Origin of the sequence: Streptomyces sp. AC512_CC834, assembly GCF_019049325.1 — a bacterium.
Classification (GTDB): domain Bacteria; phylum Actinomycetota; class Actinomycetes; order Streptomycetales; family Streptomycetaceae; genus Streptomyces.
In genome coordinates this window covers 171,922-196,492 of sequence record NZ_JAGMUO010000113.1, presented here as the reverse complement: position 1 = coordinate 196,492, position 24,571 = coordinate 171,922, and the positions used below count along the sequence as shown (strand labels likewise).

Annotated in this window: 21 protein-coding genes; 11 read left to right on the top strand and 10 right to left on the bottom strand. The window is 72.0% G+C overall.

Annotated elements, in window-relative coordinates; translation table 11 throughout:
- Window positions 1-63: 63 nt before the first annotated feature.
- The 5 genes from KUM40_RS35880 to KUM40_RS35860 all read left to right on the top strand — a co-directional run bounded on the left by KUM40_RS35880 (window position 64) and on the right by KUM40_RS35860 (window position 4,743).
- Complete coding sequence (locus KUM40_RS35880; protein ID WP_217170490.1) at window positions 64-861, top strand: TraR/DksA family transcriptional regulator; 798 nt, start codon at window positions 64-66, stop codon at window positions 859-861.
- A 71-nt stretch (window positions 862-932) separates the two neighbouring features.
- Window positions 933-1,550, top strand: a complete 618-nt coding sequence (gene lspA / locus KUM40_RS35875) for a signal peptidase II (protein WP_217170489.1) — start codon at window positions 933-935, stop codon at window positions 1,548-1,550.
- Between the two features lie 76 nt (window positions 1,551-1,626).
- Window positions 1,627-2,571 (top strand): RluA family pseudouridine synthase, encoded by a 945-nt coding sequence (locus KUM40_RS35870; RefSeq protein WP_217170488.1) that lies wholly within the window; start codon window positions 1,627-1,629, stop codon window positions 2,569-2,571.
- On the top strand, window positions 2,568-3,065 hold the full coding sequence (locus KUM40_RS35865) for a GNAT family N-acetyltransferase (RefSeq protein ID WP_217170487.1): 498 nt from the start codon (window positions 2,568-2,570) through the stop codon (window positions 3,063-3,065). The genes KUM40_RS35870 and KUM40_RS35865 overlap by 4 nt, the downstream gene beginning before the upstream one ends.
- 91 nt (window positions 3,066-3,156) lie before the next feature.
- Complete coding sequence (locus tag KUM40_RS35860) at window positions 3,157-4,743, top strand: Na+/H+ antiporter (protein WP_217170486.1); 1,587 nt, start codon at window positions 3,157-3,159, stop codon at window positions 4,741-4,743.
- Between the two features lie 30 nt (window positions 4,744-4,773).
- Here the strand turns inward: KUM40_RS35860 and KUM40_RS35855 are convergent, their stop codons facing one another.
- Window positions 4,774-5,898, bottom strand: coding sequence for a mechanosensitive ion channel family protein (locus KUM40_RS35855; protein WP_217170485.1), 1,125 nt, complete (start codon window positions 5,896-5,898; stop codon window positions 4,774-4,776).
- 41 nt (window positions 5,899-5,939) lie between these two features.
- Here KUM40_RS35855 and KUM40_RS35850 point away from each other — a divergent pair, with 41 nt between their 5' ends.
- Window positions 5,940-6,677, top strand: a complete 738-nt coding sequence (locus tag KUM40_RS35850) for a dienelactone hydrolase family protein (protein WP_374227452.1) — start codon at window positions 5,940-5,942, stop codon at window positions 6,675-6,677.
- Here the strand turns inward: KUM40_RS35850 and KUM40_RS35845 are convergent.
- The 4 genes from KUM40_RS35845 to KUM40_RS35830 all read right to left on the bottom strand — a co-directional run bounded on the left by KUM40_RS35845 (window position 6,662) and on the right by KUM40_RS35830 (window position 11,466).
- Entirely contained in the window at window positions 6,662-8,368 is a 1,707-nt protein-coding gene (locus KUM40_RS35845; RefSeq protein WP_217170484.1) for an alkaline phosphatase D family protein, read from the bottom strand. The two genes, KUM40_RS35850 and KUM40_RS35845, sit on opposite strands and share 16 nt — an antisense overlap.
- An 83-nt stretch (window positions 8,369-8,451) precedes the next feature.
- Complete coding sequence (locus tag KUM40_RS35840) at window positions 8,452-9,252, bottom strand: DsbA family protein (RefSeq protein ID WP_217170483.1); 801 nt, start codon at window positions 9,250-9,252, stop codon at window positions 8,452-8,454.
- A gap of 76 nt (window positions 9,253-9,328) precedes the next feature.
- On the bottom strand, window positions 9,329-10,039 hold the full coding sequence (locus KUM40_RS35835) for a hypothetical protein (RefSeq protein WP_217170482.1): 711 nt from the start codon (window positions 10,037-10,039) through the stop codon (window positions 9,329-9,331).
- Window positions 10,040-10,125: 86 nt separating this feature from the next.
- Window positions 10,126-11,466: a DUF2252 domain-containing protein gene (locus tag KUM40_RS35830; RefSeq protein ID WP_217170481.1), complete on the bottom strand. Its 1,341-nt coding sequence runs from the start codon at window positions 11,464-11,466 to the stop codon at window positions 10,126-10,128.
- A 202-nt stretch (window positions 11,467-11,668) separates the two neighbouring features.
- Between KUM40_RS35830 and dnaE the strand changes: the two genes are divergently transcribed.
- Complete coding sequence (gene dnaE, locus KUM40_RS35825) at window positions 11,669-15,208, top strand: DNA polymerase III subunit alpha (protein ID WP_217170480.1); 3,540 nt, start codon at window positions 11,669-11,671, stop codon at window positions 15,206-15,208.
- A 97-nt stretch (window positions 15,209-15,305) separates the two neighbouring features.
- Here the strand turns inward: dnaE and KUM40_RS35820 are convergent, their stop codons facing one another.
- The gene (locus KUM40_RS35820; RefSeq protein ID WP_217170479.1) at window positions 15,306-15,476 is read right to left on the bottom strand and encodes a hypothetical protein; all 171 of its coding nucleotides are present in this window, start codon (window positions 15,474-15,476) and stop codon (window positions 15,306-15,308) included.
- 225 nt (window positions 15,477-15,701) lie between these two features.
- Here KUM40_RS35820 and KUM40_RS35815 point away from each other — a divergent pair, with 225 nt between their 5' ends.
- From KUM40_RS35815 to KUM40_RS35800, 4 genes are all read left to right on the top strand, one after another.
- A complete protein-coding gene (locus tag KUM40_RS35815; protein WP_217170478.1) occupies window positions 15,702-16,916 on the top strand; it encodes an NYN domain-containing protein in 1,215 nt (404 codons plus the stop codon).
- A 178-nt stretch (window positions 16,917-17,094) separates the two neighbouring features.
- Entirely contained in the window at window positions 17,095-18,069 is a 975-nt protein-coding gene (locus KUM40_RS35810) for an ABC transporter ATP-binding protein (RefSeq protein ID WP_217170518.1), read from the top strand.
- 89 nt (window positions 18,070-18,158) lie between these two features.
- A complete protein-coding gene (locus KUM40_RS35805; RefSeq protein WP_217170477.1) occupies window positions 18,159-18,983 on the top strand; it encodes an ABC transporter permease in 825 nt (274 codons plus the stop codon).
- 34 nt (window positions 18,984-19,017) lie between these two features.
- On the top strand, window positions 19,018-19,704 hold the full coding sequence (locus tag KUM40_RS35800) for an AAA family ATPase (RefSeq protein WP_217170476.1): 687 nt from the start codon (window positions 19,018-19,020) through the stop codon (window positions 19,702-19,704).
- 212 nt (window positions 19,705-19,916) lie between these two features.
- Here KUM40_RS35800 and ybaK read toward each other — a convergent pair whose 3' ends face one another.
- From ybaK to KUM40_RS35780, 4 genes are all read right to left on the bottom strand, one after another.
- A complete protein-coding gene (gene ybaK, locus KUM40_RS35795; protein ID WP_217170475.1) occupies window positions 19,917-20,420 on the bottom strand; it encodes a Cys-tRNA(Pro) deacylase in 504 nt (167 codons plus the stop codon).
- Window positions 20,421-20,433: 13 nt separating this feature from the next.
- On the bottom strand, window positions 20,434-21,174 hold the full coding sequence (locus tag KUM40_RS35790) for an LON peptidase substrate-binding domain-containing protein (protein WP_217170474.1): 741 nt from the start codon (window positions 21,172-21,174) through the stop codon (window positions 20,434-20,436).
- An 11-nt stretch (window positions 21,175-21,185) separates the two neighbouring features.
- Window positions 21,186-22,178: a hypothetical protein gene (locus KUM40_RS35785; protein WP_217170473.1), complete on the bottom strand. Its 993-nt coding sequence runs from the start codon at window positions 22,176-22,178 to the stop codon at window positions 21,186-21,188.
- A 776-nt stretch (window positions 22,179-22,954) separates the two neighbouring features.
- Window positions 22,955-24,532: an oxidoreductase gene (locus KUM40_RS35780; RefSeq protein ID WP_217170472.1), complete on the bottom strand. Its 1,578-nt coding sequence runs from the start codon at window positions 24,530-24,532 to the stop codon at window positions 22,955-22,957.
- Window positions 24,533-24,571 lie beyond the last annotated feature (39 nt).

Sequence of the window (24,571 nt, the reverse complement as noted above, 5' to 3'; positions counted from 1 at the left end):
AGTCGATTTATCGTCCCAGCACGATTCGCGCGCAAGATCACAATATGTGAAGGGGCCGCGGCCATGGTGGCGAAGAAGACCGCCGAAGAGCAGTCGCAGGCGGCTGCGGAGGAGACCGCTGCCAAGAGGACGACGGCCGGGAAGGCGGCCGCCGGGAAGGCGGCGGCCACCAAGAAGCCGACCGCGGCGAAGAAGAGCACCGCCAAGAAGAGCACCGCGAAGCAGGCCCCGGCGAAGAAGGCGGCGGCCGAGAAGAGCCCGGCGAAGAAGACCGCGGCGAAGAAGGCGGCGGCCAAGAAGACCGCGGCGAAGAAGAGCACGGCGAAGAAGAGCACTGCCAAGAAAGTGGGCGCGGCCGAGGCCGCGGAGCAGACGGGAGCCACGACGGTGGTTGCGAAGAAGACTCCTGGCACGGCCACGGCGGCCAAGACCGCTGTTCCCAAGGCCCGCGGCGCCGCCGCCGACCCCGGCGACCTCGCGGTACGTCCCGGCGAGGAACCCTGGACCCCGCAAGAGGTCGAGGAGGCGCGCGCGGGGCTGCAGTCCGAGGCCCTGCGGCTGCGCACCGAGATCGACTCCTCCGAGCGGTCGCTGCAGGGCATGATGCGGGACTCCGGGGACGGTGCGGGCGACGACGAGGCGGACACCGGCAGCAAGAACATCACGCGCGAGCACGAACTGGCGCTGGCCGCCACCGCGCGCGAGGTGCTCACCCAGACCGAGCGCGCCCTGGAACGCCTGGACGCCGGCACCTACGGACTGTGCGAGAACTGCGGCAACCCCATCGGCAAGGCGCGCATGCAGGCCTTCCCGAGGGCCACCCTGTGCGTGGAGTGCAAGCAGAAGCAGGAGCGCCGGTAGTGACCAGCAGCCGGAGCGGAAGGTGTGACGTACCCTCGTCCTCAGTCAAGGACCTAGGCTGAGGGACTCACGTGGCAGAGGCGGAGCGCATCATCGGTACTCCGGACACCCCGGACACTCCGGACACCCCCGACGCGGCGGGGGACGGGCAGGAGCGGCCCGACGCCGAGCGGGAGCAGGAACAGGCTCCGGAGCGCCCCCGGGGCAAACGGCGGGTCGCCGTGCTGTTCGCCGTCGCCGTGTCCGCCTACCTGCTCGACCTGGTCAGCAAGATGATCGTGGTCGCGAAGCTGGAGCACCACGAGCCGATCGAGATCATCGGGGACTGGCTGAGGTTTGCCGCGATCCGCAACGCGGGCGCGGCCTTCGGCTTCGGCGAGGCCTTCACGATCATCTTCACGGTGATCGCGGCGGCCGTGATCGTCGTGATCGCCCGCCTCGCGCGCAAGCTCCGCAGCGTGCCGTGGGCGATCGCGCTCGGCCTGCTGCTCGGCGGTGCCCTGGGCAACCTCACCGACCGGATCTTCCGCTCGCCCGGCGTCTTCGAGGGCGCGGTCGTGGACTTCATCGCGCCCAAGCACTTCGCCGTCTTCAACCTCGCAGACTCGGCGATCGTCTGCGGCGGCATCCTGATCGTGATCCTCTCCTTCCGGGGCCTCGACCCGGACGGCACCGTCCACAAGGACTGACCTCCGCCGGAGCCGGTTGTCCACAGGGACCGGGCGCGCGTTCGGGAGTGTCCGGTCCGTCCGGCATACTCGACGGGTGAGCACGCTTCCCGAGATCCGCACCCTGCCCGTGCCCGACGGCCTGGAGGGCGAGCGCGTCGACGCCGCCATCTCCCGCATGTTCGGCTTCTCCCGTACCAAGGCCGCGGAACTCGCCGCGGCGGGCAAGGTCCAGGTCGACGGATCGGTGGTCGCAAAGTCCGAACGGGTGCACGGCGGCGCCTGGCTCGAGGTCGAGATGCCGCAGGCCCCGGCGCCCGTGCGGGTGGTCGCCGAACCCGTCGAGGGCATGGAGATCGTGCACGACGACGAGGACGTGGTCGTGATCGCCAAGCCGGTCGGTGTCGCCGCCCACCCGTCCCCGGGCTGGACCGGTCCGACCGTCATCGGCGGCCTGGCCGCCGCCGGGTACCGGGTCTCCACGTCCGGCGCCGCCGAGCGGCAGGGCATCGTGCACCGCCTCGACGTCGGCACCTCCGGCCTGATGGTGGTGGCCAAGTCGGAGCGCGCGTACACCTCGCTCAAGCGCCAGTTCAAGGAGCGCACGGTCGACAAGCGCTACCACACGCTCGTGCAGGGCCACCCCGACCCGACCAGCGGCACCATCGACGCCCCCATCGGCCGCCACCCCCAGCACGACTACAAGTGGGCCGTCACCGCCGAGGGCAAGCCCTCCGTGACGCACTACGACCTGATCGAGGCCTTCCGCGCCGCCTCCCTGCTGGACGTGAAGCTGGAGACCGGCCGCACCCACCAGATCCGCGTCCACATGGCCGCCCACCGCCACCCCTGCGTCGGCGACCTCACCTACGGCGCCGACCCCACCCTCGCCAAGCGGCTGCGCCTGACCCGCCAGTGGCTGCACGCCGTCCGGCTCGGCTTCGAGCACCCCGGCGACGGCCAGTGGGCCGAGTTCGCCAGCGACTACCCGGAGGACCTCCAGCAGGCCCTCGACCTGGTCCGCGAGGAGACCTACGGATGAGCGCCCCGCGGTCCGCCGCACGCTCCGCCCCGGCCTACCGCGTCCGTGTCGCCGAGGACCCCGCCGACCGGGAGGCCTGCTTCACGGTGCGCAAGGACGTCTTCGTCGCGGAGCAGAAGGTCCCCGAGGACATCGAGTACGACGCCTACGACGCCGCCGCCGTGCACGTCCTCGCGGTCCGGGAGGACGGCGTGCCGCTCGGCACCGGCCGGCTCCTGCACGGCGAGGCCGCCGCGGCGAAGAACGGCGACGGCGACCCGGCCGTCGGCTCCCTGGGCCGGCTCGCGGTGACCGCGGCGGCCCGCGGGCTGGGTGTCGGCGCCGCGCTGGTGCGGGCCGTCGAGGACGCGGCACGCGCGCGTGGACTCACCGCGGTGGACCTGCACGCGCAGACCCATGCCCTGGGTTTCTACGAGCGACTGGGGTACGAGGCGTACGGACCCGAGTTCCCGGACGCCGGGATCCCCCACCGCGCGATGCGGCGCGCCCTGTAGCCGCAGGTGCCGAACGGGCTGGTGGGGCCCGGTGGCGTGGCACGCTTGAGGGCAGCCGTGTGAACGCCTAGACCCCACTGGAGCGGTGACCGTGGATCAGTTGGCCCTGTTGTTCATGCTGCTGTTCGGGGCCCTGCTGAGCGTCCCCGTCGGGGCCCGGCTCGGGCTGCCGGCCCCGGTGCTGATGACGCTGCTCGGAATCGTGCTGGCGCTGCTCGAGTTCGTCCCCAACGTCGACATCCCACCCGAACTCATCCTGCCCGCGCTGCTGCCGCCGCTGCTGTACGCGGCCGTGCGGCGCACGTCCTGGCGGCAGTTCGCGGCCAACAAACGCCCGATCTTCCTGCTGGCGGTCGCGCTGGTCTTCGTCACCATGGCCAGCGTGGCCGCGGTGGCCAGTGCGATCGTGCCGGGACTGCCGATCGCCGCCGCCTTCGCGCTGGGCGCGCTGGTCGCGCCGCCCGACCCGGTCGCGGCGACCGCCGTGGCCGGGCAACTGGGGCTGCCGCGCCGCCTGGTGTCCATCCTGGAGGGCGAGGGGCTCTTCAACGACGTCACGGCCATCGTCCTGTACCACGTGGCCATCGCCGCGGCCGTCGGCGGCACGTTCTCGCCGTGGCAGGCCGGGCTGGACCTCGTGCTGTCCGCCGTCGTCGCCGTCGCGGTCGGCCTCGCGCTGGGCTGGGCCACCAACAAGCTCCTTGGCCTGCTGGGGGACGCCACCCTGCAGATCGGCCTGACCCTGCTGGTGCCGTACGGGTCGTACGTCCTGGCCGAGGAACTGCACGGCTCGGGGGTGCTCGCGGTGCTCACCACCGCGATGTTCCTCGCCGAGTACGCCTTCGACGCCGACGACGTGATGACCCGGCTCGCCGGGCACACCGTGTGGGACGTCGTCGACACCCTCGTCACCGGAGTCGCCTTCGGCCTGGTCGGTCTGGAGCTGCACAACGCGATCCGCACGGCCTCCGGACGCTGGGCCGAACTGCTCGGCTGGTCCGCGGCGGTCGTGGGCGTGGTGATCCTGGTGCGGCTGCTGTGGCTGCTGCCGGCCACCTGGCTGACGAAGCGGCTGCACGCCAGACGCGACCACGACGAGGACATCCCCATGTCCATGCGGGAGACCGTCGTCATGTGGTGGGCCGGGATGCGGGGTGTCGCCTCGGTCGCGCTGGCGCTCGCCATCCCGCTGGAGACGGACGACGGATCCGCCTTCCCGCACCGCGACGAGCTCGTCTTCATCGCGTTCGGCGTGATCATGGTCACGTTGCTGCTCCAGGGTCTGACGCTGCCCTGGCTGGTGGGCCGGCTCGGCGTGCGGGCGGACACCGAGCGGGAGAAGGACTACGAGAAGCAGCTTGCCGTAAGGGCGGCCAAGGCGGCGAAGCAGCGGCTCAAGGAGATCGAGTCGGCCGAGGAGCTGCCGGAGGAGCTTTCCGAGCAGTTGGTGCGGCGGGCCGTCGACATCGGGGCGCGGATCAGCCCGGACATCGGCGACGAGGAGCGGCGCGAGGCGATGGAGCAGCGGGCGTTGCGGATCAAACGGGTCCGGCGCATCCAGGGCGAGATGCTGAGCGCCGCCCGCCACGAGATCCTGGCCGCCCGCAGCGAGGCCGGCGCCGACCCGGAGATCGTGGACCGGGTCCTGCGCCACCTGGACGTACGCAGCCTGAGATGAGCGCGGGCAGACGATCGTGCGGGCCGGGGTTCACAGACTCTTCGTCGGCCGTCCGGGGAAGCGGCGGGGTTCGCCGTCGGGGGAGCGGCGGGCGTGGGGGACACCGTCGCGGGGCGGGCGCAGGGCCGCGTCCGCCGTGTTGACCCGCGGCAGCGCGTACGGGTGCTCGTCGGCCAGCCAGCGGATCATCTCCTCGCGGACGGTGACCCGTACCGTCCAGATGTCGTCCGCGTCCTTCGCCGTCACCAGGGCCCGTACCTCCATGGTGGTCGGGGTGGTGTCCGTGACGGTCAGGTTGTAGCTGCGCCCGTCCCAGGCCGGGCACTCGCGCAGGATGTCGCGCAGCCGCTCGCGCATCGGCTCCAGCGGCGCCGTGTGGTCGAGGTGCCAGTAGACGGTGCCGGTCATCTGCGGGCTGCCGCGCGACCAGTTCTCGAACGGCTTCGAGGTGAAGTACGACACCGGCATCGTGATCCGGCGCTCGTCCCAGGTGCGCACGGTCAGATACGTCAGCGTGATCTCCTCGACGGTGCCCCACTCCTCGTCCACCACGACCGTGTCGCCCATGCGCACCATGTCGCCGAAGGCGATCTGGAACCCGGCGAACAGGTTGCCCAGCGTGGACTGGGCGGCCACACCGGCGACGATGCCGATGATGCCGGCCGAGGCCAGCAGCGAGGCGCCCGCCGCGCGCATCGCCGGGAACGTCAGGAGCATCGACGCCACGGCGATCACGCCGACGACCGCCGAGACCACCCTCATGATCAGCGACACCTGGGTCCGCACGCGCCGCACCCGCGCCGGGGCCCGCTCGGCGTGGGCGTGCGCGTAACGGGCGTAGGACGTCTCGACGACCGCCGCGGCGATCCGGATCACCAGCCAGGCGACCGATCCGATCAGCGCCAGCGTCAGTGTCCGGCCGACCCCCGTCTGGTGCTCCGGGAACACCTCGGCCTCGACGTACGACCCTCTCAGCAGCCCCGCGCAGAGCACGATCTGGTAGGGGACGCGGGCCTGGCGCAGCAGGTCCCACAGAGGTGTCTCGGGGTGTCGTCCGTCGGCCTTGCGCAGCAACAGGTCGGTGGCCCAGCCGATGACCAGGGTCAGCAGGACTGAGCCGCCGACCACGATCAGCGGGCGGAGTATCGTCTCCATGCCCTCGAACGTAACCTCCGCCATCGCCAAGCGGTGAACCTGTGACTTATGTCCTGTCCCGGTTGCCGCCCGGCATCGCCCGGCACCGCGTTGTCACACCCGGCTGGCACCATGGCCTCATGAACATCGTGCTCTTTCACTCGACCCTCGGCCCGAGGCCCGCGGTGCGGCAGGCCGCCGACCGGCTGCGCGACGCCGGGCACCAGGTGTGGACCCCGGACCTCTTCGAGGGCCGTACCTTCGACTCGGTCGAGGAGGGCATGGCCCATCAGGACGGGATCGGCCGGGAGGAGCTGCTGAAGCGGGCCGTGCTGGCCGCCGCGCCCTATTCCGAGCGGGGACTGGTGTACGCCGGGTTCTCGCTCGGCGCCTCCATCGCCCAGACCCTCGCCCTGGGCGATCACCGGGCGCGCGGACTGCTGCTCCTGCACGGCACCTCGGACCTCGCGCCCAACGCCTCGGTCGACGAGCTGCCGGTCCAGTTGCACGTGGCCGAGCCGGACCCCTTCGAGACGGACGACTGGCTCAGCGCCTGGTATCTCCAGATGGGCCGGATCGGCGCCGACGTCGAGGTGCACAGATACGCCGGCGCCGGCCACCTCTACACCGACCCCGAGCTGCCGGACTACGACGCGGAGGCGGCCGAGGCCACCTGGCGGGTGGCGCTCGGCTTCCTCGACTCGCTGGAAGAGCTGGAAGAGCCGGAAGAGCCGGAAGAGCTGGAAGAGGCGGAAGAGCTGGAAGAGGCGGACGTGACCGGGGATCAGACCGGCGCGTAGACGCGCTCGACCCGCTGGGTCCCGCTGCGCGTGCGGTAGGAGCGGGCCCAGGCGGACGTGGCGTCCGCGTCGGTCCGGTCGGAGACGACGTAGTAGTCCATCTGCGCCCGGTCCGCCGTGATGTCCAGCACGCCGTAGCCGTGCCGGTCGGTGTCGACCCAGTGGACGTGCCGGTTCGCGGCCCGGATCACCGGCGCGGCGATCGCCGAGACGGTGCCCTCGGGGACCTTCACGATGTCGTCGAGATTGTCCGAGGTCACCGAGGTGACGACGAACTCCGTGGCCGCCGAGGCGGACAGCGGGTACGTGCTGGCGTTGTACGGCACGTCGTTGGCCCACGCCATGTGGATGTCGCCGGTCAGGAACACGGTGTTGCGGACGGCGTTCGCGCGCAGGTGGGCCAGCAGCTCGCGGCGGTCGTCGGTGTACCCGTCCCACTGGTCGGTGTTGAGGGCGAGGCCCTCCTTCGGCAGCCCGAGCAGCTCGGCGAGCGGCCCGAGCAGCGAGGCGGGGAGCGCGCCGATCGCGAACGGCGAGATCATCACCGGGTTGCCGACCAGCCGCCAGGTGGCGTCGGAGGCCTTGAGGCCCGCCTTGAGCCAGTCGAGCTGGGCGCGGCCGGTGAGGGTGCGCCCGGGGTCGTCGACCTCGCCGCTGCCGAGCGCCACCTGCTGCGAACGGAAGGACCGCAGGTCCAGGAGCGAGAGGTCGACGAGCTTGCCGAACCGCAGCCGCCGGTAGGTGGTGCCGGCGATCGCGGGGCGGACCGGCATCCACTCGAAGTAGGCCCGCTTGGCGGCCGTCTGTCGTGCCGCCCAGGTCCCCTCGGCGCCCTCGGTGTGGTTCTCGGCACCCCCGGACCAGGTGTCGTTGGCGATCTCGTGGTCGTCCCAGATCGCCACGACCGGCGCCGTGGCGTGCAGCGCCTGGAGGTCGGGGTCGGTCTTGTAACGGCCGTGCCGGATCCGGTAGTCGGCGAGCGTGAGGATCTCGTGGGCGGGCGCGTGCGGGCGTACGACGGTGTCGCGGGTGCCGTACTCGCCGGTGCCGTACTCGTAGATGTAGTCGCCCAGGTGCAGCCAGGCGTCCAGGTCGCCGCGGGCCGCGAGATGGCGGTACGGGGAGAAGTACCCGGCCTCCCAGCTGGCGCAGGAGACCACGCCGAAGCGCAGGCCGGTGACGGCCGCGTCGTGCGCGGGGGCGGTGCGGGTGCGGGCGACGGGGGAGGCGGTGGGACCGGCGGAGAAACGGAACCAGTAGTCCGTGGCGGGCAGCAGGCCCCGGATGTCCGCCTTCACGGTGTGGTCGGAGGCTGCCGTCGCGGTGACGGACCCCTTGGCGACGATGTCCGTGAGGGCCTTGTCCGTGGCGACGACCCAGCTCACCTCGGTGTCCGGGCCGGCTCCGGAGCCGGGTATGGCCTCGGGCGTCGGTGTCACCCGGGTCCACAGCAGGACGCCGTCGGGCAGCGGATCGCCGGAGGCGACGCCGTGCAGGAAGGCGGGGGCCGCGCCGGCCGCGCCGGCGGGCAGGGCCGCGGCGAGCGGGGCGGCCAGGGCGGCGCCGGCCGCCGCGGCCTTGACGACCGTACGGCGGCTGGGAGTTCGGCTGGGAGTTCGAGTGGTCGCGCGCGCGGCGGACGACGCGGACGACGGGACGGTGGTCTCGGACGATCTGTGTCGACTGGTCACGGCCGATCACGTTACTGATCGGTACCCGCGCGAGCGGGCGAACTCGCGAAAGTTCGCCCGCTCGTCAGCCGGGGATCACCGGGTCACTTGGTGACGCCGGCGTCCTTGAGGGCCTTCTGCCAGGCCTCGGTCGTGCTCGGAGTCTCGATCACCTTGTCGTTGATCTTGATCGTCGGGGTCGACTGCACACCGTCGGACTCGTCGAAGGACTTGCTCATCCGCATCGCCCAGGCGTCGTAGGTGCCCTTCTCCACGGCGTTCTGGAACTTCTTGTTGTCCTTCAGGGCGTCCACCGTGTCCGCCACCTTGATCAGGTAGTCGTCCTTGGCGAACTCGTCGGTCGACTCCTCCGGGTGGTACTTGGTGGAGTACAGCGCGGTCTTGTAGTCGATGAACGCCTCGGGGCCGACGTTCAGCGCGGCGCCGAGGGCGCTGAGCGCGTTCTTCGAGCCCTCGCCGCCCAGGTTGCCGTCGAGGAAGGTGCCGACGGTGAAGGAGAGCTTGTAGTCGCCGTCCTCCATGCCCTTGTTGACGGTCTCGCCGATGCTCTGCTCCATGGCGGCGCAGCCCGGGCAGCGCGGGTCCTCGTAGAGGTGGATGACGTTGTCGGACTTGGACTCGCCCATGACGATCGTGGTGCCGTCCTTGCCGGAGGTGTTGGCCGGGGCCACCACCTTCGCCTCGGCGGCCTTCTCCCAGCCGCTGGGCTTGTTGCCCTGCACGACGGCGTAGCTGATGCCGCCGGCTATCGCCAGCACGCCGACGATGGAGGCGGCCACGATGACCTGCCGCTTGACCTTGTCGCGCTTGGCCTGGCGCTCGCGCTCCTGGCGCAGGCGCTCACGGGCCGCCGACTTCGCCGACTGACTGTTCCGCTTGCTCATGATGGTGATCTCTCCGGGGACGCGCACACGGACGTGTGCGGAAGTACGTACAGGGCCACTGCTGTGCTCGGTCGGGTCACACGAAGGCGACCGGGCACAGGGGCGGTCCGCGCCGTCCCAGGGAGTGCGTGAGGATCCGCTCGCGGGCGCCGGTGGTGCGGCGGGCCGGGAGCGCCGGGCGGTGCGCCGACGGGGCCCGGCGCACGCTCACGGCCGCGACGGCGAGCAGCAGCGGCCGGAAGGTGGTCGCGGCCACCGCGCTCAGCGCCTGGGCCAGCGCGCGCTCGCCGCGCCGCAGCCAGGCCGCCGCGAGCAGGCCGACACCGACGTGGGCGCCGAGCAGCAGCCAGGCGGTCGCGGGGTCGGCGTGGGCGAGCAGGGCCGCGATCCGGTCGGTGTCGGCGCCCGTCACCCGCGTCAGCGGGGCGGCGACGCCGGTCCCGACACCTGTGCCGTCGCCGCACAGCACGTCGAAGCCGACGGAGCGCAGCGGTCCCGCGACGGGGCCGCCCGTCCGGCCGTAGCAGACGTGCTGGCCGGTGGTGAAGACCGTGTCGGCGGCCAGCTCCAGCGGGATCAGCAGGGCGGCGATCCGCCCGAAGCCGCGCTCGCGCCGCCCGGCCAGGGCGTACGCGATCAGGAACACGGCGGCGGTGACCGCGGCCACCGTGCTCAGCGGCAGCGGAACCCCGGACAGCAGCACGTGCGACGCGGTGCTGAGGGTCACGACGAGCGCCGTGAACAGCGCCGCGCGTACGGCTCTGAGCGGGGTTCCGGATATGTCCATAGCAGTAGAAGAGTGTGTCACGGGGCCCGGTAAGGGACCCCTAAAGGGTTCCTGTGAGACGGCCGACGGTTACCGAACCGGAATGGTCACAGACCCGGGATCCGGCCGTTGCGGAACAGGTCGACGAAGGTCTGGTGGTCGGCGCGAGCGCGTGCGCCGTAGCGGTGGGCGAAGTCGATCAGCAGGGGAGCGAACCCCTCCTCGTCGGCGGCGATCGCCGCGTCGATGGCCCGCTCGGTGGAGAACGGCACCAGGGACTCCCCGGACTGGTCGTCGGCCGCCCCGTGCATGGTGGCGGTGGCCCGGCCCAGGTCGGCGACGACCTCGGCGATCTCGTCCAGGTCGTCGATGTCGCCCCAGTCCAGGTCGACGGCGTACGGGGAGACCTCGGCGACGAGCTGACCGGAGCCGTCCAGCTCGGTCCAGCCCAGCCACGGGTCGGCGTGCGCCTGGAGGGCGCGCTGGGAGATCACCGTGCGGTGGCCCTCGTGCTGGAAGTAGTCCCGGATCGCCCGGTCGGTAATGTGCTCGGAGACGGCCGGGGTCTGGGCCTGCTTGATGTAGATCACGACGTCGTTCTCCAGGGCGTCGCTGTTGCCCTCCAGCAGGATGTTGTACGAGGGCAGGCCGGCCGACCCGATGCCGATGCCCCGGCGGCCGACGACGTCCTTCACGCGGTAGGAGTCCGGACGGGCCAGGGAGGACTCCGGGAGCGTCTCCAGATAGCCGTCGAAGGCCGCCAGCACCTTGTAGCGGGTGGCGGCGTCCAGCTCGATGGAGCCGCCGCCGGGAGCGAAACGGCGCTCGAAGTCACGGATCTCGGTCATCGAGTCCAGCAGCCCGAAGCGGGTCAGGGAGCGGGCGACACGCAGCGCGCCCAGCAGCGGCCCCTCCGCGGTGTCCAGCGTGAAGGGCGGCACCTCGTCGCTCTTGGCGCCGGTGGACAGGGCGTGGATCCGCTCGCGGTACGCGCCCGCGTACACCCGCACCAGCTCGCTGATCTGCTCGTCGCTGAACGCCTTCGCGTACCCGATCAGCGCGACGGAGGCGGCGAAGCGCTTGAGGTCCCAGGTGAAGGGGCCGACGTAGGCCTCGTCGAAGTCGTTGACGTTGAAGATCAGCCGGCCCGTGGAGTCCATGTAGGTGCCGAAGTTCTCGGCGTGCAGGTCGCCGTGGATCCACACCCGGGAGGTCCGCTCGTCCAGGTAGGCGCCGCCGTGCTGATCACCGAACGCCGGGTCCTCGGTCAAATCACGGTAAAAGAGGCCGGCGGTACCGCGGTAGAACGCGAAGGCCGAGGCCGCCATCTTCCGGAACTTCACGCGGAACGCCGCGGGATCCGCGGCCAGCAGCCGGCCGAAGGCGGTGTCGAAGACGGCGAGGATCTCCTCGCCGCGGTGCTCCTCGTTGAGCTGCGGGACCGACATGCCTGGTGCCTCCTGGTGCGGGTGGTGCCTGACGAGTGGAGCGGATCTCCACTCGGGCCAACGTTCGAAGGGGTGCGGGAGTGCCCGCCCCAGAAGGTACGCGTGGTGAGCCTCGGAGTGTCAGTGGCGAGGCATAGACTTCGACGCTGACCCCCCGGACTGACCGCAGCCAGTCACTCATTGTTCTCTGAGGAGGCCGAACGTGTCCAAATCGCCGTTCACGCACCTGCACGTCCACACCCAGTACTCGCTGCTGGACGGTGCCGCGCGGCTCAAGGACATGTTCAACGCCTGCAACGAGATGGGCATGTCGCACATCGCCATGTCCGACCACGGAAACCTGCACGGGGCGTACGACTTCTTCCACTCCGCGAAGTCGGCCGGGGTCACCCCGATCATCGGGATCGAGGCGTATGTCGCCCCCGAGTCGCGGCGCAACAAGCGCAAGATCCAGTGGGGCCAGCCGCACCAGAAGCGGGACGACGTCTCCGGTTCGGGCGGTTACACCCACAAGACCATGTGGGCGACCAACAGCACCGGCCTGCACAACCTCTTCCGCCTCTCCTCCGACGCCTACGCCGAGGGCTGGCTGCAGAAGTGGCCCCGGATGGACAAGGAGACCATCAGTCAGTGGTCCGAGGGCATCGTCGCCTCCACCGGCTGCCCCTCGGGCGAGGTGCAGACCCGGCTGCGCCTCGGCCACTTCGACGAGGCGCTGAAGGCGGCCGCCGACTACCAGGACATCTTCGGCAAGGACCGTTACTTCCTGGAGCTGATGGACCACGGCATCGACATCGAGCACCGGGTCCGCGAGGACCTGCTGCGGATCGGCAAGAAGCTCGGCATCCCGCCCCTGGTGACGAACGACTCGCACTACACGTACGCGCACGAGGCGACCGCCCACGACGCCCTGCTGTGCATCCAGACCGGCAAGAACCTCTCCGACCCGGACCGCTTCCGGTTCAACGGCACCGGCTACTACCTGAAGTCGACGGACGAGATGTACGCCGTCGACTCCTCCGACGCCTGGCAGGAGGGCTGCGCCAACACGCGCCTGATCGCCGAGATGATCGACACCACCGGCATGTTCGAGAAGCGCGACCTCATGCCGAAGTTCGACATCCCCGACGGCTTCACCGAGGTCACCTGGTTCCAGGAGGAGGTCCGCCGCGGCATGGAGCGCCGCTTCTCGGGCCAGGTCCCCGAGGACCGCCAGAAGCAGGCCGAGTACGAGATGGACGTCATCATCCAGATGGGGTTCCCCGGCTACTTCCTCGTGGTCGCCGACTTCATCATGTGGGCCAAGAACCAGGGCATCGCGGTCGGCCCCGGCCGAGGCTCCGCGGCCGGTTCGATCGTGGCGTACGCGATGGGCATCACCGACCTCGACCCCATCCCGCACGGCCTGATCTTCGAGCGGTTCCTGAACCCCGAGCGTCTCTCCATGCCCGACGTCGACATCGACTTCGACGAGCGCAGGCGCGTCGAGGTGATCAGGTACGTGACCGAGAAGTACGGCGCCGACAAGGTCGCCATGATCGGGACGTACGGCAAGATCAAGGCGAAGAACGCCATCAAGGATTCCGCGCGCGTCCTCGGCTACCCGTACGCGATGGGCGACCGGCTCACCAAGGCCATGCCCGCCGACGTCCTCGGCAAGGGCATCGACCTCAACGGCATCACCGACCCGACGCACCCGCGCTACAGCGAGGCCGGCGAGATCCGCGGGATGTACGAGGCCGAGCCGGACGTGAAGAAGGTCATCGACACCGCCAAGGGCGTCGAGGGCCTGGTCCGGCAGATGGGCGTGCACGCCGCCGGCGTCATCATGTCCAGCGAGCCGATCGTCGACCACGCCCCGCTCTGGGTGCGGCACACGGACGGCGTGACCATCACGCAGTGGGACTACCCGCAGTGCGAGTCGCTCGGCCTGCTGAAGATGGACTTCCTCGGCCTGCGCAACCTCACGATCATGGACGACGCCGTCAAGATGGTGAAGTCCAACAAGGGCGTCGACCTCGACCTGCTGTCGCTGCCGCTGGACGACCCCACGACCTTCGAACTGCTCCAGCGCGGCGACACGCTCGGCGTCTTCCAGTTCGACGGCGGACCGATGCGCTCCCTGCTGCGGCTGATGAAGCCCGACAACTTCGAGGACATCTCCGCCGTCTCCGCGCTCTACCGTCCCGGCCCCATGGGCATGGACTCGCACACCAACTACGCGCTGCGCAAGAACGGCCTCCAGGAGATCACGCCGATCCACAAGGAGCTGGAGGAGCCCCTCCAGGAGGTCCTGTCCGTCACCTACGGCCTGATCGTCTATCAGGAGCAGGTGCAGAAGGCCGCCCAGATCATCGCGGGCTACTCGCTCGGCGAGGCCGACATCCTGCGCCGCGTGATGGGCAAGAAGAAGCCCGACGAACTGGCGAAGAACTTCGTCCTGTTCCAGGAGGGCGCCAGGAAGAACGGCTACAGCGACGAGGCGATCCAGGGCCTGTGGGACGTGCTGGTCCCCTTCGCCGGCTACGCCTTCAACAAGGCGCACTCCGCCGCGTACGGACTGGTCTCGTACTGGACCGGCTACCTGAAGGCGAACTACCCGGCCGAGTACATGGCGGCCCTGCTCACCTCGGTCAAGGACGACAAGGACAAGTCGGCCGTCTATCTGAACGAGTGCCGGCGCATGGGCATCAAGGTGCTGCCGCCCAACGTCAACGAGTCCATGTCGAACTTCGCCGCGCAGGGCGACGACGTGATCCTCTTCGGCCTGTCCGCCGTGCGCAACGTCGGCACCAACGTCGTCGAGTCGATCATCAGAAGCCGCAAGGCCAAGGGGAAGTACGCCTCCTTCCCCGACTACCTGGACAAGGTGGAGGCCGTCGTCTGCAACAAGCGGACGACGGAGTCGCTGATCAAGGCCGGCGCCTTCGACGAGATGAGGCACACCCGCAAGGGCCTGACCGCGCAGTACGAACCGATGATCGACAATGTGGTCGCGGTCAAGCGCAAGGAGGCCGAGGGCCAGTTCGACCTCTTCGGCGGCATGGGCGAGGAGCAGAGCGAGGAGCCCGGCTTCGGACTCGACGTCGTCTTCGGCGAGGACGAGTGGGACAAGACCTATCTGCTCGCCCAGGAGCGGGAGATGCTCGGGCTCTACGTCTCCGACCACCCGCTCTTCGGCCTGGAGCACGTGCTGTCCGACAAGGCCGACGCGGGCATCCAGCAGCTCACCGGCGGTGACTTCGGCGACGGCGCGGTCGTCACCATCGGCGGCATCATCTCGGGCCTCCAGCGCAAGATGACCAAGCAGGGCAACGCCTGGGCCATCGCCACCGTCGAGGATCTCGCCGGCTCGCTGGAGTGCATGTTCTTCCCCGCGACGTACCAGTTGGTGTCCACGCAACTCGTCGAGGACGCCGTGGTGTTCGTCAAGGGGCGCCTCGACAAGCGCGAGGACGTGCCGAGGCTGGTCGCGATGGAGCTGATGATCCCCGACCTGTCCAACGCGGGGGCCAACGCGCCCGTGGTCCTCACCATCCCGGCGACCCGTGTCACGCCGCCGATGGTCAGCCGCCTCGGCGAGATCCTCACGCACCACCGGGGCGACAGCGAGGTGCGGATCAAGCTTCAGGGGCCGACGAAGACGACGGTGCTGCGCCTGGACCGGCACCGGGTGAAGCCCGATCCGGCCCTGTTCGGAGACCTGAAGGTGCTGCTCGGGCCGTCCTGCCTGGCGGGCTGAGCGGAGAGCCGAGCGGAGCAACGAGCGGAGAAGCGAGCGTAGAAACGAGCGAGGGGCGCCCCCGGTTGCTTGCCGGGTGCGCCCCTCGTCGTGGATGTCAGTTGTGGCCGAAGCGCTTCTGCCGCTTGCGGGAGGCCGCGTCGCCGGGTGTCGTCAGCGACGGGGAGTGCTGTTCCTCGCGGTCCAGCACGGCCGAGTCGGGGGCCTGGTGCGGGGAGCGCTCGGCCTGGGGCTGCTTACGATCACGATTGTTCTTGTTCTTGGCCATGGTGATCTACCTCCTGAGGGGGATCTGGGGGCCAGGACCGCAACCAGATTCACATAGGCCAACAAAGAACGCATATCGGGCAATTACCGTGTGTGACACGGTCCGGCCGGCGCCCGAGGTGCCGAAACGCCACGCCGAAGATCGAGTTCGGGCCGTTAACCTCCGCGCGGTCGGGCAGACTCGAAGGAAGCCCGAAGCAAACCTCCCGGAAAGAGGGTGGATCGCGTGGACCGCTGCATCGTCCTGGTGGACGCCGGGTATCTGCTGGGGGCGGCCGCGAGTCTCCTCGCCGGGGAGCCCTCGCGCTCGCGCATCACCGTCGATCACGCCGCCCTCATCCAGGGGTTGCGCGACCGCGCCGAGTCCGACACGCAGCAGCCCCTGCTGCGCATCTACTGGTTCGACGGTGCCCCCGACCGCGTCCCGCAGCCCGAACACCGGCGGCTGCGCGTGATGCCCCGGGTCACCGTCCGGCTCGGCGCCCTCACGCGCAGTGACGGACGCTGGGCGCAGAAGGGCGTGGACGCCGCCATGCACGCCGAACTGACCGAGCTGGCCCGCAACCGCGCCTGCTCCGACGTCGTCCTGGTGACCGGCGACGGCGACCTGCTGCCCGGCCTGATGGCCGCGAAGGAACACGGCGTCGCCGTCCACCTGTGGGCCGTACAGGCCGCCGACGGCGACTACAACCAGTCCGAGGACCTGGTCGCCGAGGCCGACGAACGACGCGTGCTGGACCGCATCTGGATCACGAAGGCGGTACGCGCCAAGGAGATCGGCGGTATCTGCGCGCCGTCGCCCGTGCCCCGCCCCGAGATCGCCGCGATCCTCTCCGCGCCGCTGCCCGAGTCCGCCCTCTCCGCCGCCCCCGAACGGCCCGTCGAGGAACCCGAGCACCCCACCACGACCACCGCCCGCCCGACCGGCACCGACGAGCGGGTGCCGCCCGCCAAGGGCGTCCCCACCCCCAAGGACCTCGCCGCCCTGCGTGCCCCCGGCTCCCACCCCGCCCCGCAGCCGACGAGCGCCACCCTGCGCTGGTCCTCCGACAAGGGCTGGGTCGACCGGACCGCCGCCGAGCCGTCCGAGGCCGCCTCCCTGCCGACGCTGGCCCAGCTCACCACCGCCGAGCAGCGCTGGGCCGACCGCGAGGAGGACATCACCACGGTCGGCGGCGACCCGTACGAGGTCGGGCAGGTCTTCGCCCGCCGCTGGCTGGACCGCCTCGGCGACCAGGGCCACCTGCAGAAGCTCTCCGGGATGTACCCCCGCATCCCGCACCGCGTGGACGGGGAGCTGCTGCGCTACGCGGCCCGCTTCGGTCTGCTGGCCCACAAGGACGACCAGATCGACGAACACGACCGGTACGCGATCCGGGCCGGGTTCTGGCGGGAGATCGACGTCCGGACGGCGACCGAACGCACCCCCGCGGCGGAGTGAGATCCCCTGGCATCCCTCCGGCATTCCCCGGGCATTGCCCTGGCATTCCCCCTCGCATTCCCCCGGCTGAATCGACACTTATGGGCGGACCCGGAAGCGGGGCGCGAGGACCGACCCCGTAGTCTCGTCCCTTGTGAGTACGCGCGCGGCACAGGCACTTCGACCCGGTGGCGATGCCGTGTGCGTGGTGCGCGGACTGACCAAGACCTATCCCGCCGTACGCGGCAGGCGCGGCGTTCCGGCGACTCCCGAGGTACGGGCCACCGACGACGTGACCCTGGACATCCGCCGCGGTGAGATCTTCGGACTGCTCGGACCGAACGGCGCCGGCAAGTCCACCCTCGTACGCCAGCTCACCGGGCTGATGCGCCCCGATCGCGGCGGCGTCGAGATCCTCGGGCACGACATCGTGCGCCACCCGGACCTGGCCGCGCGGATCCTCGCCTACCTCGGACAGGAGTCCAGCGCCCTGGACGAGCTGACCGTGTCGCTCGCCGCCGAGACCACCGGGCGGCTGCGCGGCCTGGAGGTGCGACGGGCGCGCGCCGAGCGGGACGCCGTCCTCGAGGAACTGGGTCTGACCCCCCTCGCCGCCCGCCCGATCAAGAAGCTCTCCGGCGGCCAGCGCCGCCTGGCCTGCTTCGCCACCGCGCTGGTGGGGGAGCGCCCGCTGCTCGTCCTGGACGAGCCGACCACCGGCATGGACCCGGTGGCCAGGCGCGCGGTCTGGTCGGCCGTCGACCGGCGCCGCGCCGAACACGGCACCACCGTGCTGCTCGTCACCCACAACGTCATCGAGGCCGAGACCGTACTCGACCGGGTCGCCGTCCTCGACCGGGGCCGCGTGATCGCCTGCGACACGCCCTCCGGACTCAAGGAGAAGGTCGCCGGAGAGGTCCGCGTCGACCTGGTGTGGCGCGAGAGCGCACCGCTGCACGTCCCGGAGGTCGCCGCCCTGCGCGACCGCGTCGTCGAGTCGGGGCGCCGCTGGACCCTGCGGCTCGCCCCCGAGGAGGCCCGCGCGGTCGTCGCCACCGTCACCGGCGGCGCGGCCTTCGCCGCCCTGGACGACTTCACCCTGGCCACGCCCAGCCTGGAGGACGTCTACCTGGCGCTGGGCGGCGCCGCCCGGCAGGGGCTGGTGAGGGCTTGAGCACGCGAGCGGTGAGAACACCGGCCGCCGCATCCGTACCCATCAGGGCGACCGCTTCGAACGACCCTAGCGAAGGGGAACAGCGCGACGTGAGTGCCGTACCCGCCGATGTCCTGCCGGGCGCTGCCCTGGCCGTCGAACAGCAGCGCGTGGCCGGTCCGGGCGAGCTGGGGCCCAAGGCGCGGCTGTGGCCCTCCCTGGTGGCCGTGTACCGGGCGCAACTGTCCCGGGCGCGGGTCGCGCGCATCCCGCTGCTGTTCGTGGCGACCTTCCAGTCGATCGGCATCATGATCCTGATGCGCGGCGTCGTGGACGGCGGCGGCGAGGCGCAGGCCGTGGTCGCCGGTTCGGCGGTACTCGTCGTGGCCTTCGTCGCGCTGAACCTCCTCGCCCAGTACTTCGGCCAGCTCCGCGCGAGCGGCGGCCTCGACCACTACGCGACGCTGCCCGTGCCGCCCGCCGCGGTGGTGCTGGGCGCGGCGGGCGCGTACGCGTCCTTCACCGTGCCCGGGACCGTGGTGACGGCGGTGTTCGGGTGCCTGCTGTTCGGGCTGCCGATGACCCACCTGTGGGTCCTGGTGGCCGTGATCCCGCTGGCCGGCGCCGCACTCGCCGGACTGGGCGCGGCGCTGGGCCTGCTCGCGCCCCGGCCCGAGTTCGCCACCCTGCTGGGCCAGCTCGGCATGTCGGCGGCGCTGCTGCTCGGCGTGCTGCCGCCCGAGCGGTTGCCGGGGGTGGTCCGCCTGGCGCGGGACCTGCTGCCCTCCACCTACGGCGTGGAGGCATTCGCCCGCACGTTCGGCCCGCGGCCCGACTGGGCCTTCGTCCTCGGCGACCTCGCGGTGTGCGCCGCGGTCGGGGTGATCTCGCTGGCCGTCGCCACCTGGGCGTACCGCCGGGCCGCCGTCCGGTGACGCGCCGCACAGTCGGGTTTGGCACGATGGCACGGTGACCGCACCTCTGACTCCGCCACCGCCGCCGAACGAACGCCCGTCGTACCAGGGCGGGCCGGTGCCGCCGTCCGCCGGTGCGCACGCGGTGGATACCGCCTTCGGCGCCCCGCACGACCACCACGGCGAACAGGACGGCCCCGGGATGTTGACCGAAGTGCGGCAGGCCGCCGTGACCGTGCTGGCGGTCGCCCTCTCCGGCGCGCTGCTGGGCGTGCTGTGGTGGAAGCTGGCACCGACCGTGCCGCTGGTCGGCGATCTGGCCGACAACCGGTGGATCGTCTACTTCAAGGACTCCGAGGGCGAGCAGGCGGTCGGCGTCGACGGCACCTTCACCCTGCTCGCGCTGGCCTTCGGGGCACTCAGCGCGGTGGTCGCCTTCCTGCTGCGGCGGCGCGGCGGCGTCCCCCTGGTGGCGGCCCTCGGCGTCGGCGGGCTCCTCGGATCGCTGCTGGCATGGCGGATCGGGGTGTGGCTCGGGCCCACCCAGGACGTGATCGCCCACGCCAAGGACGTGGGCAAAGGGGTGACGTTCGCGGCGCCGCTGAAACTGGGCGCCAAGGGGGCGCTGCTGGCCTGGTCGGTGGCGGCGCTCGTGGTCCATCTGGGCCTGACGGGACTGTTCGGGCCCCGCGATCCGGAGCCCGATGCCTGGCCGGCCCCGTACGGCGACAAGTCCGCCTAGGGCGGCCCAGTCCCGGCCTAGGCCGGGCGACGGCCGTGGTTGGCCCGGCCCTTCCTGGTGCGCCACCTGCGTTTGCGCGTTCGCTTCGACATGTCCTGTCTGATTAGCCGAGAACCGGGCGCCCGTCGAGGGGGTAGGGGGTGCTGTTTGGATCCGGTCGGCTCCAGGCAACGGTGCCTTTCGCGACCCCGACAAGATCCAAACGGCGCTCCCTACGCACGGCCGATCGGGGCGAGGACCGCGGCCGTGAGCTTGGCCAGGTCGTCCGGGGAGAGTTCGACCTCCAGGCCGCGGCGGCCCGCCGAGACACAGATCGTGGCGTGGTCCGAGGCCGACGCGTCCAGGACCGTCGCGAGCCGCTTGCGCTGGCCCAGCGGGGAGATGCCGCCCCGCACGTAGCCCGTGGTGCGCTCGGCCAGGGCCGGGTCGGCCATCGTCGCGCGCTTGCCGCCCACCGCCGCCGCCAGCGCCTTGAGGTCCAGCCGGCCCGCCACCGGCACCACCGCGACCGTCAGGGCGCCGTCGACGTCCGCCACCAGCGTCTTGAAGACCCGCGCGGGCGGGACGCCCATCGCCTCGGCCGCCTCCTCGCCGTACGACGGGTGGGCCGGGTCGTGCTCGTACGCGTGGACCGTGTACGTCACCCCGGCCGCCGTGAGCGCCACGGTGGCCGGGGTTCCGCCGGACGGCTGCTGCTTCCTGGACTTCTTCGCCATGCGGGCCGGTACCTCAGTTGAGACTCGTCGGGCCGCGCGTCAGTTCCAACGCCGGCAGGGACGGCAGCGTACGGATGATGGAGGTCTCGGAGCGAAGGAGTTTCAGCTCGTCCCGCAGGCGGGAGGCGGTGTCCGGGGCCTGGAGCAGCCGCTGCTTCGTCGGCGTGTCCAGCATCATCGCGGCGGCGACCAGGTAGGAGACCACGCCCGGTTCGTCCGGCAGTTCGGCGCCGGTCGCCAGCGACCGTTCGCGTGCCCCCGCCAGCCGCTTCTGGTACTGCCGGAAGGACCGCAGCACGCCCTCGGCCAGCGCGCCCGCCTCGTCGCCGGGCTCCTCGGGCAACTGCTCCAGCTCGGCCGTCAGGAAGGGACCCGAGGCCTCCACCGAGAGCAGCCGCACCCGGTTCGTGCCGGTCGCCAGCACCTCGAAGGAACCGTCGGCCCGCTCGCGGACGGTCGCCGCGTCCGCGATACAGCCCACCTTGTGGAACGCCTTGACCGGGTCGGTCCCGAACCCGGCCGTCGGCCCGCGCTCGAGGACGGCCGTCGGGTCGGGCAGGCCGGGGGCGGTCTGGGCCACCTCGTAGCCGTCACGGATCGCCACGACGGCGAACCGGCGCGGTTCGTCCTCGGAGGTCTTCAGCAGTTCGCGCATCATGGCGCGATAGCGCTCCTCGAAGATGTTGAGGGGGAGCACCAGCCCCGGGAACAGGACAGAGTTCAGGGGGAAGAGGGGGAGCCGGACGGTGGTCACGACGCAGAAGCCTAATGGTCGCCGGGGCGGACGCGTTCGCCGTGCCCATTTCCACGGACGTCGTCGCGCACCTGGAGGAAGCGGCCGAGCGGGTCGTCCGTGTCCCGGTCCCACGGAAAAGACGTGACGTACGGGCCGGTCAGACGGAGTTGCTCCGCCGCGTCCCGGGGGCGTTCCAGGCGGCAGAGGACGTACACCAGCAGGTTCCGCAGCTCCGCCGCCCACGGGTCGGCCGCCGGACGGGCCGACGAGAAGGCGATCGCGCTGTCGGCCGCGGCGTCCAGGCGGGCGCGGTGCGTGCGTACGGCGGTCGCAGCGGCGCCGCCGGTCGCGGTCGTCGTCAGGCAGGTGAAGGCCGCGTGCAGCGGCAGGGCCCGTACGAGCGCGTCCTCGGGGGCGTCCTGCGCGGCCGTCTCGGCGAAGTCCAGGCACTCGCCGTGCGCGTCGGGCGAGGCGGCGGCCAGGTAGTCCAGGGCGGCGACATGACAGCCGTAGTGGTGCGGACAGCGGCGGACCGCCTGCTCCCACAGCCGCTCGAACTCGGCGTGTCCGGCGCGTGCGCCGCGCGCCGCGTCCAGCGCGGTCCGCCACGGCACCGGGTCGCGCCCGGCGGCCTCGGCGGCGGCGACGACCGCGGGGACCACCTGGCGCAGGAGTTCGGCGCGGGCCGGCGAGTCCCAGTGCCGGTGGACCGACAGGCGGGCCGCGACCAGCAGGGCGTCCGGGTCGTCCGGGGCGGCGGCCTGCCAGTCGTCCAGCCACTGGGAACGGGAGCGGGCGAAGGCGGCGAGCCGGGTCGCGTAGCGGTCGCGGTGGTCCCATTCGGCGTTCTCGCGGGTGCCGGCGAGGAGGCCGGCGGCCAGGCCGTGCTCGCCGCGGGCCGCGGCGACGAGGACGGGGCCGAGGCGGTCGTCGGGGGCGTCGAGGAGCACGTCGTCGTCTTGGGCGGGCCGTGGCGACCGGGACCGGTCCCGGGCCGCGGTCCGCAGGAACGCGCGCAGCATGGCCAGTACGACGGCCGAGGGTTCGCGATGGTTGTGCGGCCTCTGTCTCGCCCTCGGCCTTGGTCTCGGCCTCGGCCTTGGTCTCGGCCTCGGTCCCGGTCCCGGCCCCGGTCCTGGTCCTGGTCTCGGCCCTGGTCTCGGCCTCGGCCCCGGTCCCGGTCTCGGCCCCGGCCCCGGTCCCGGTCTCGGCCCTGGGCCGGGTCCCGGCCTCGGCCCCGGCGTCGGCCCCGGCCCCGGTCTCGGCCCCGGCGTCGGCCCCGGCCCCGGCCCCGGTCTCGGTCTCGGTCTCGGTCTCGGCCCCGGCCCCGGCGTCGGCCTCGGCCCCGGCGTCGGCCTCGGTCTCGGCCCCGGCCCCGGTCCCGGCCTCGGCGTCGGTCTCGGCCCCGGTCCCGGCCTCGGCGTCGGCCCCGGCGTCGGTCTCGGCCCCGGCCTCGGTCTCGGTCCCGGTCCCGGCCTCGCCCCGGTCCCGGCCCCGGTCCCGGCCCCGGTCGCGGTCCCGGCCCTCGGCCCCGGCCCCGGTCGCGGTCCCGGCCCCGGTCTCGGTCCCGGCCCCGGCGTCGGTCTCGGTCCCGGCCTTGACCCCGGCCCCGCCTTCGGCCGGACGTGTCGCCTGCGGAAGCTCGGGGAACGCGCGTTCCCCGGCGCGCCCGGAGGGACGCCCGGGACCCCCGGGACGCCCGGGACGCCCGGGACGCCCGGGACGCCCGGGACGCCCGGGACCCCCGGGACCCCCGGGACGTCCGCGACGCCCGGGACGCCCGGGACCCCCGGAGGGGTCAGCTACGGCGGAGCAGGCGGGTCGCGCCCGCTGCCACCGTCGTCGCCAGGATCCAGCCGAGCAGGACCAGGGCCGTCGTCAGCCACTGCCAGCCGTCGTGGAGCCGCCAGGAGCCGGCCTGGCCCAGGTCGATCACCGGCAGGAGCAGGTCGAGGGCGAAGAGGGCCGGGTTCCAGTCCGGGTGCTCGCCGGTCTTCAGCGGTGCCGGGTCGGCGCGGGCGAAGGCGAGCGAGCCCGCCGCCCAGAGGACCGCCATCCACACCGCCGCCCGGCCCGGCCGGTAGCCGTAGGCGACCGTCCAGTCCTGCGCGTAACCCACCAGCTTCGCGGCGAGCGGCAGGCTCTCGCGGCGCCTGCGGTGCTTGGCGAGCAGCACCTCGCGGGCGTCCTCGTCCTCGCCGCCGGCCCGCAGCACGGCGGCGAGCCGCTCGTACGGCTCCGGGTTGTACTCGGCGGTCGCGGCGCCCACCCACCGCAGCCGCTTCTGAAGCGGGAACGGCCCGCGCGGTACCAGGTTCTCGTAGGCGAAGCCGCCCATGTGCAGCCGGCCGGGGCCCGGCCAACTGTCCGCACGGTCCATCAGGTTGACGACCCGCGCCCCCGACAGCACCACCTGCCCGCGTGCCGGCCGCTCGCCCAGGAACCGCAGCTCGGGCGTCTGCACCCGGCGCAGCGACAGCTCCTGGTCGTCGGTGAAGGTGAACCGGGCGTGCTCCAGGTCCAGGGCGTCGCCGAACCGCCCGTCGTCGAGCCGCACCCCGCCCTCGCATTCGAAGCGCTGGATGCGGGTGCCCTGGGCGGGGGTGGTGCCGCGCAGCAGCGGGCTGCCCAGCCCGGCCGGCGTCAGGTACAGCGTGCGCTCCACCGTGAGCTGCGGGGCGTTCAGCGCGTGCCGCGTGTACGGGTTGAGGAGCCGGGCGCCGCGCAGGCTCAGCGAGACGCCGACCTGGGCGCTGCGCAGGCTCACCTCGCCGTGCGACTCCAGCATCTCGGCCTGGAGGTCCTGCCCGACCGTCATGCCGTCCGCGGCGATGGCACGGCCGCTGCGGTCCCGGTGCACGATCGCCTGGTTGAGCAGCAGGTCGGTGCCTATCTGCGCGTCCGTGAGCCGGATTCCCCCGGGGAAGCGGGAGCGCGGCAGGTGCAGGTCGCCCTCGGTGTGCAGCCGGGCCGCCTCCAGGCGCGGAACCGAGCAGTCCACCAGCCGCACGGTGGTGAAACGGGTCTCCGGCAGCAGCACCTCCCGCTCGAAACGGCAGCCCCGCAGCTCGACGTACGGCTCCACCGTGCCGCCCGCGAGGTCCATCGTGTCGCTGATCCGCACGCCCACGAGCTGGAGCGAGGACACCCGGCCGGCGAGGGCCGGCGGACCGTCGAGAAGCAGCCAGCACACGATGCGGGCCCGCACCGTCCGCTCCGGCCCCCACGGATGCCCGCCGTGCGGGTCGTCGACGAGCGCGTCGCCGCTGCTCAGGTCGTACACGCTGCCGTTGCGGAAGGCCTGCCACATGCCGGCCTCGGCGGCGGTCAGGTCGTCCGGCAGCTCTCCGTCACGACGGCCGGCCCCCTCGGTCACGGTGCTTCACTCCCTCCCCAACTACTCGTCGGTCGCTCA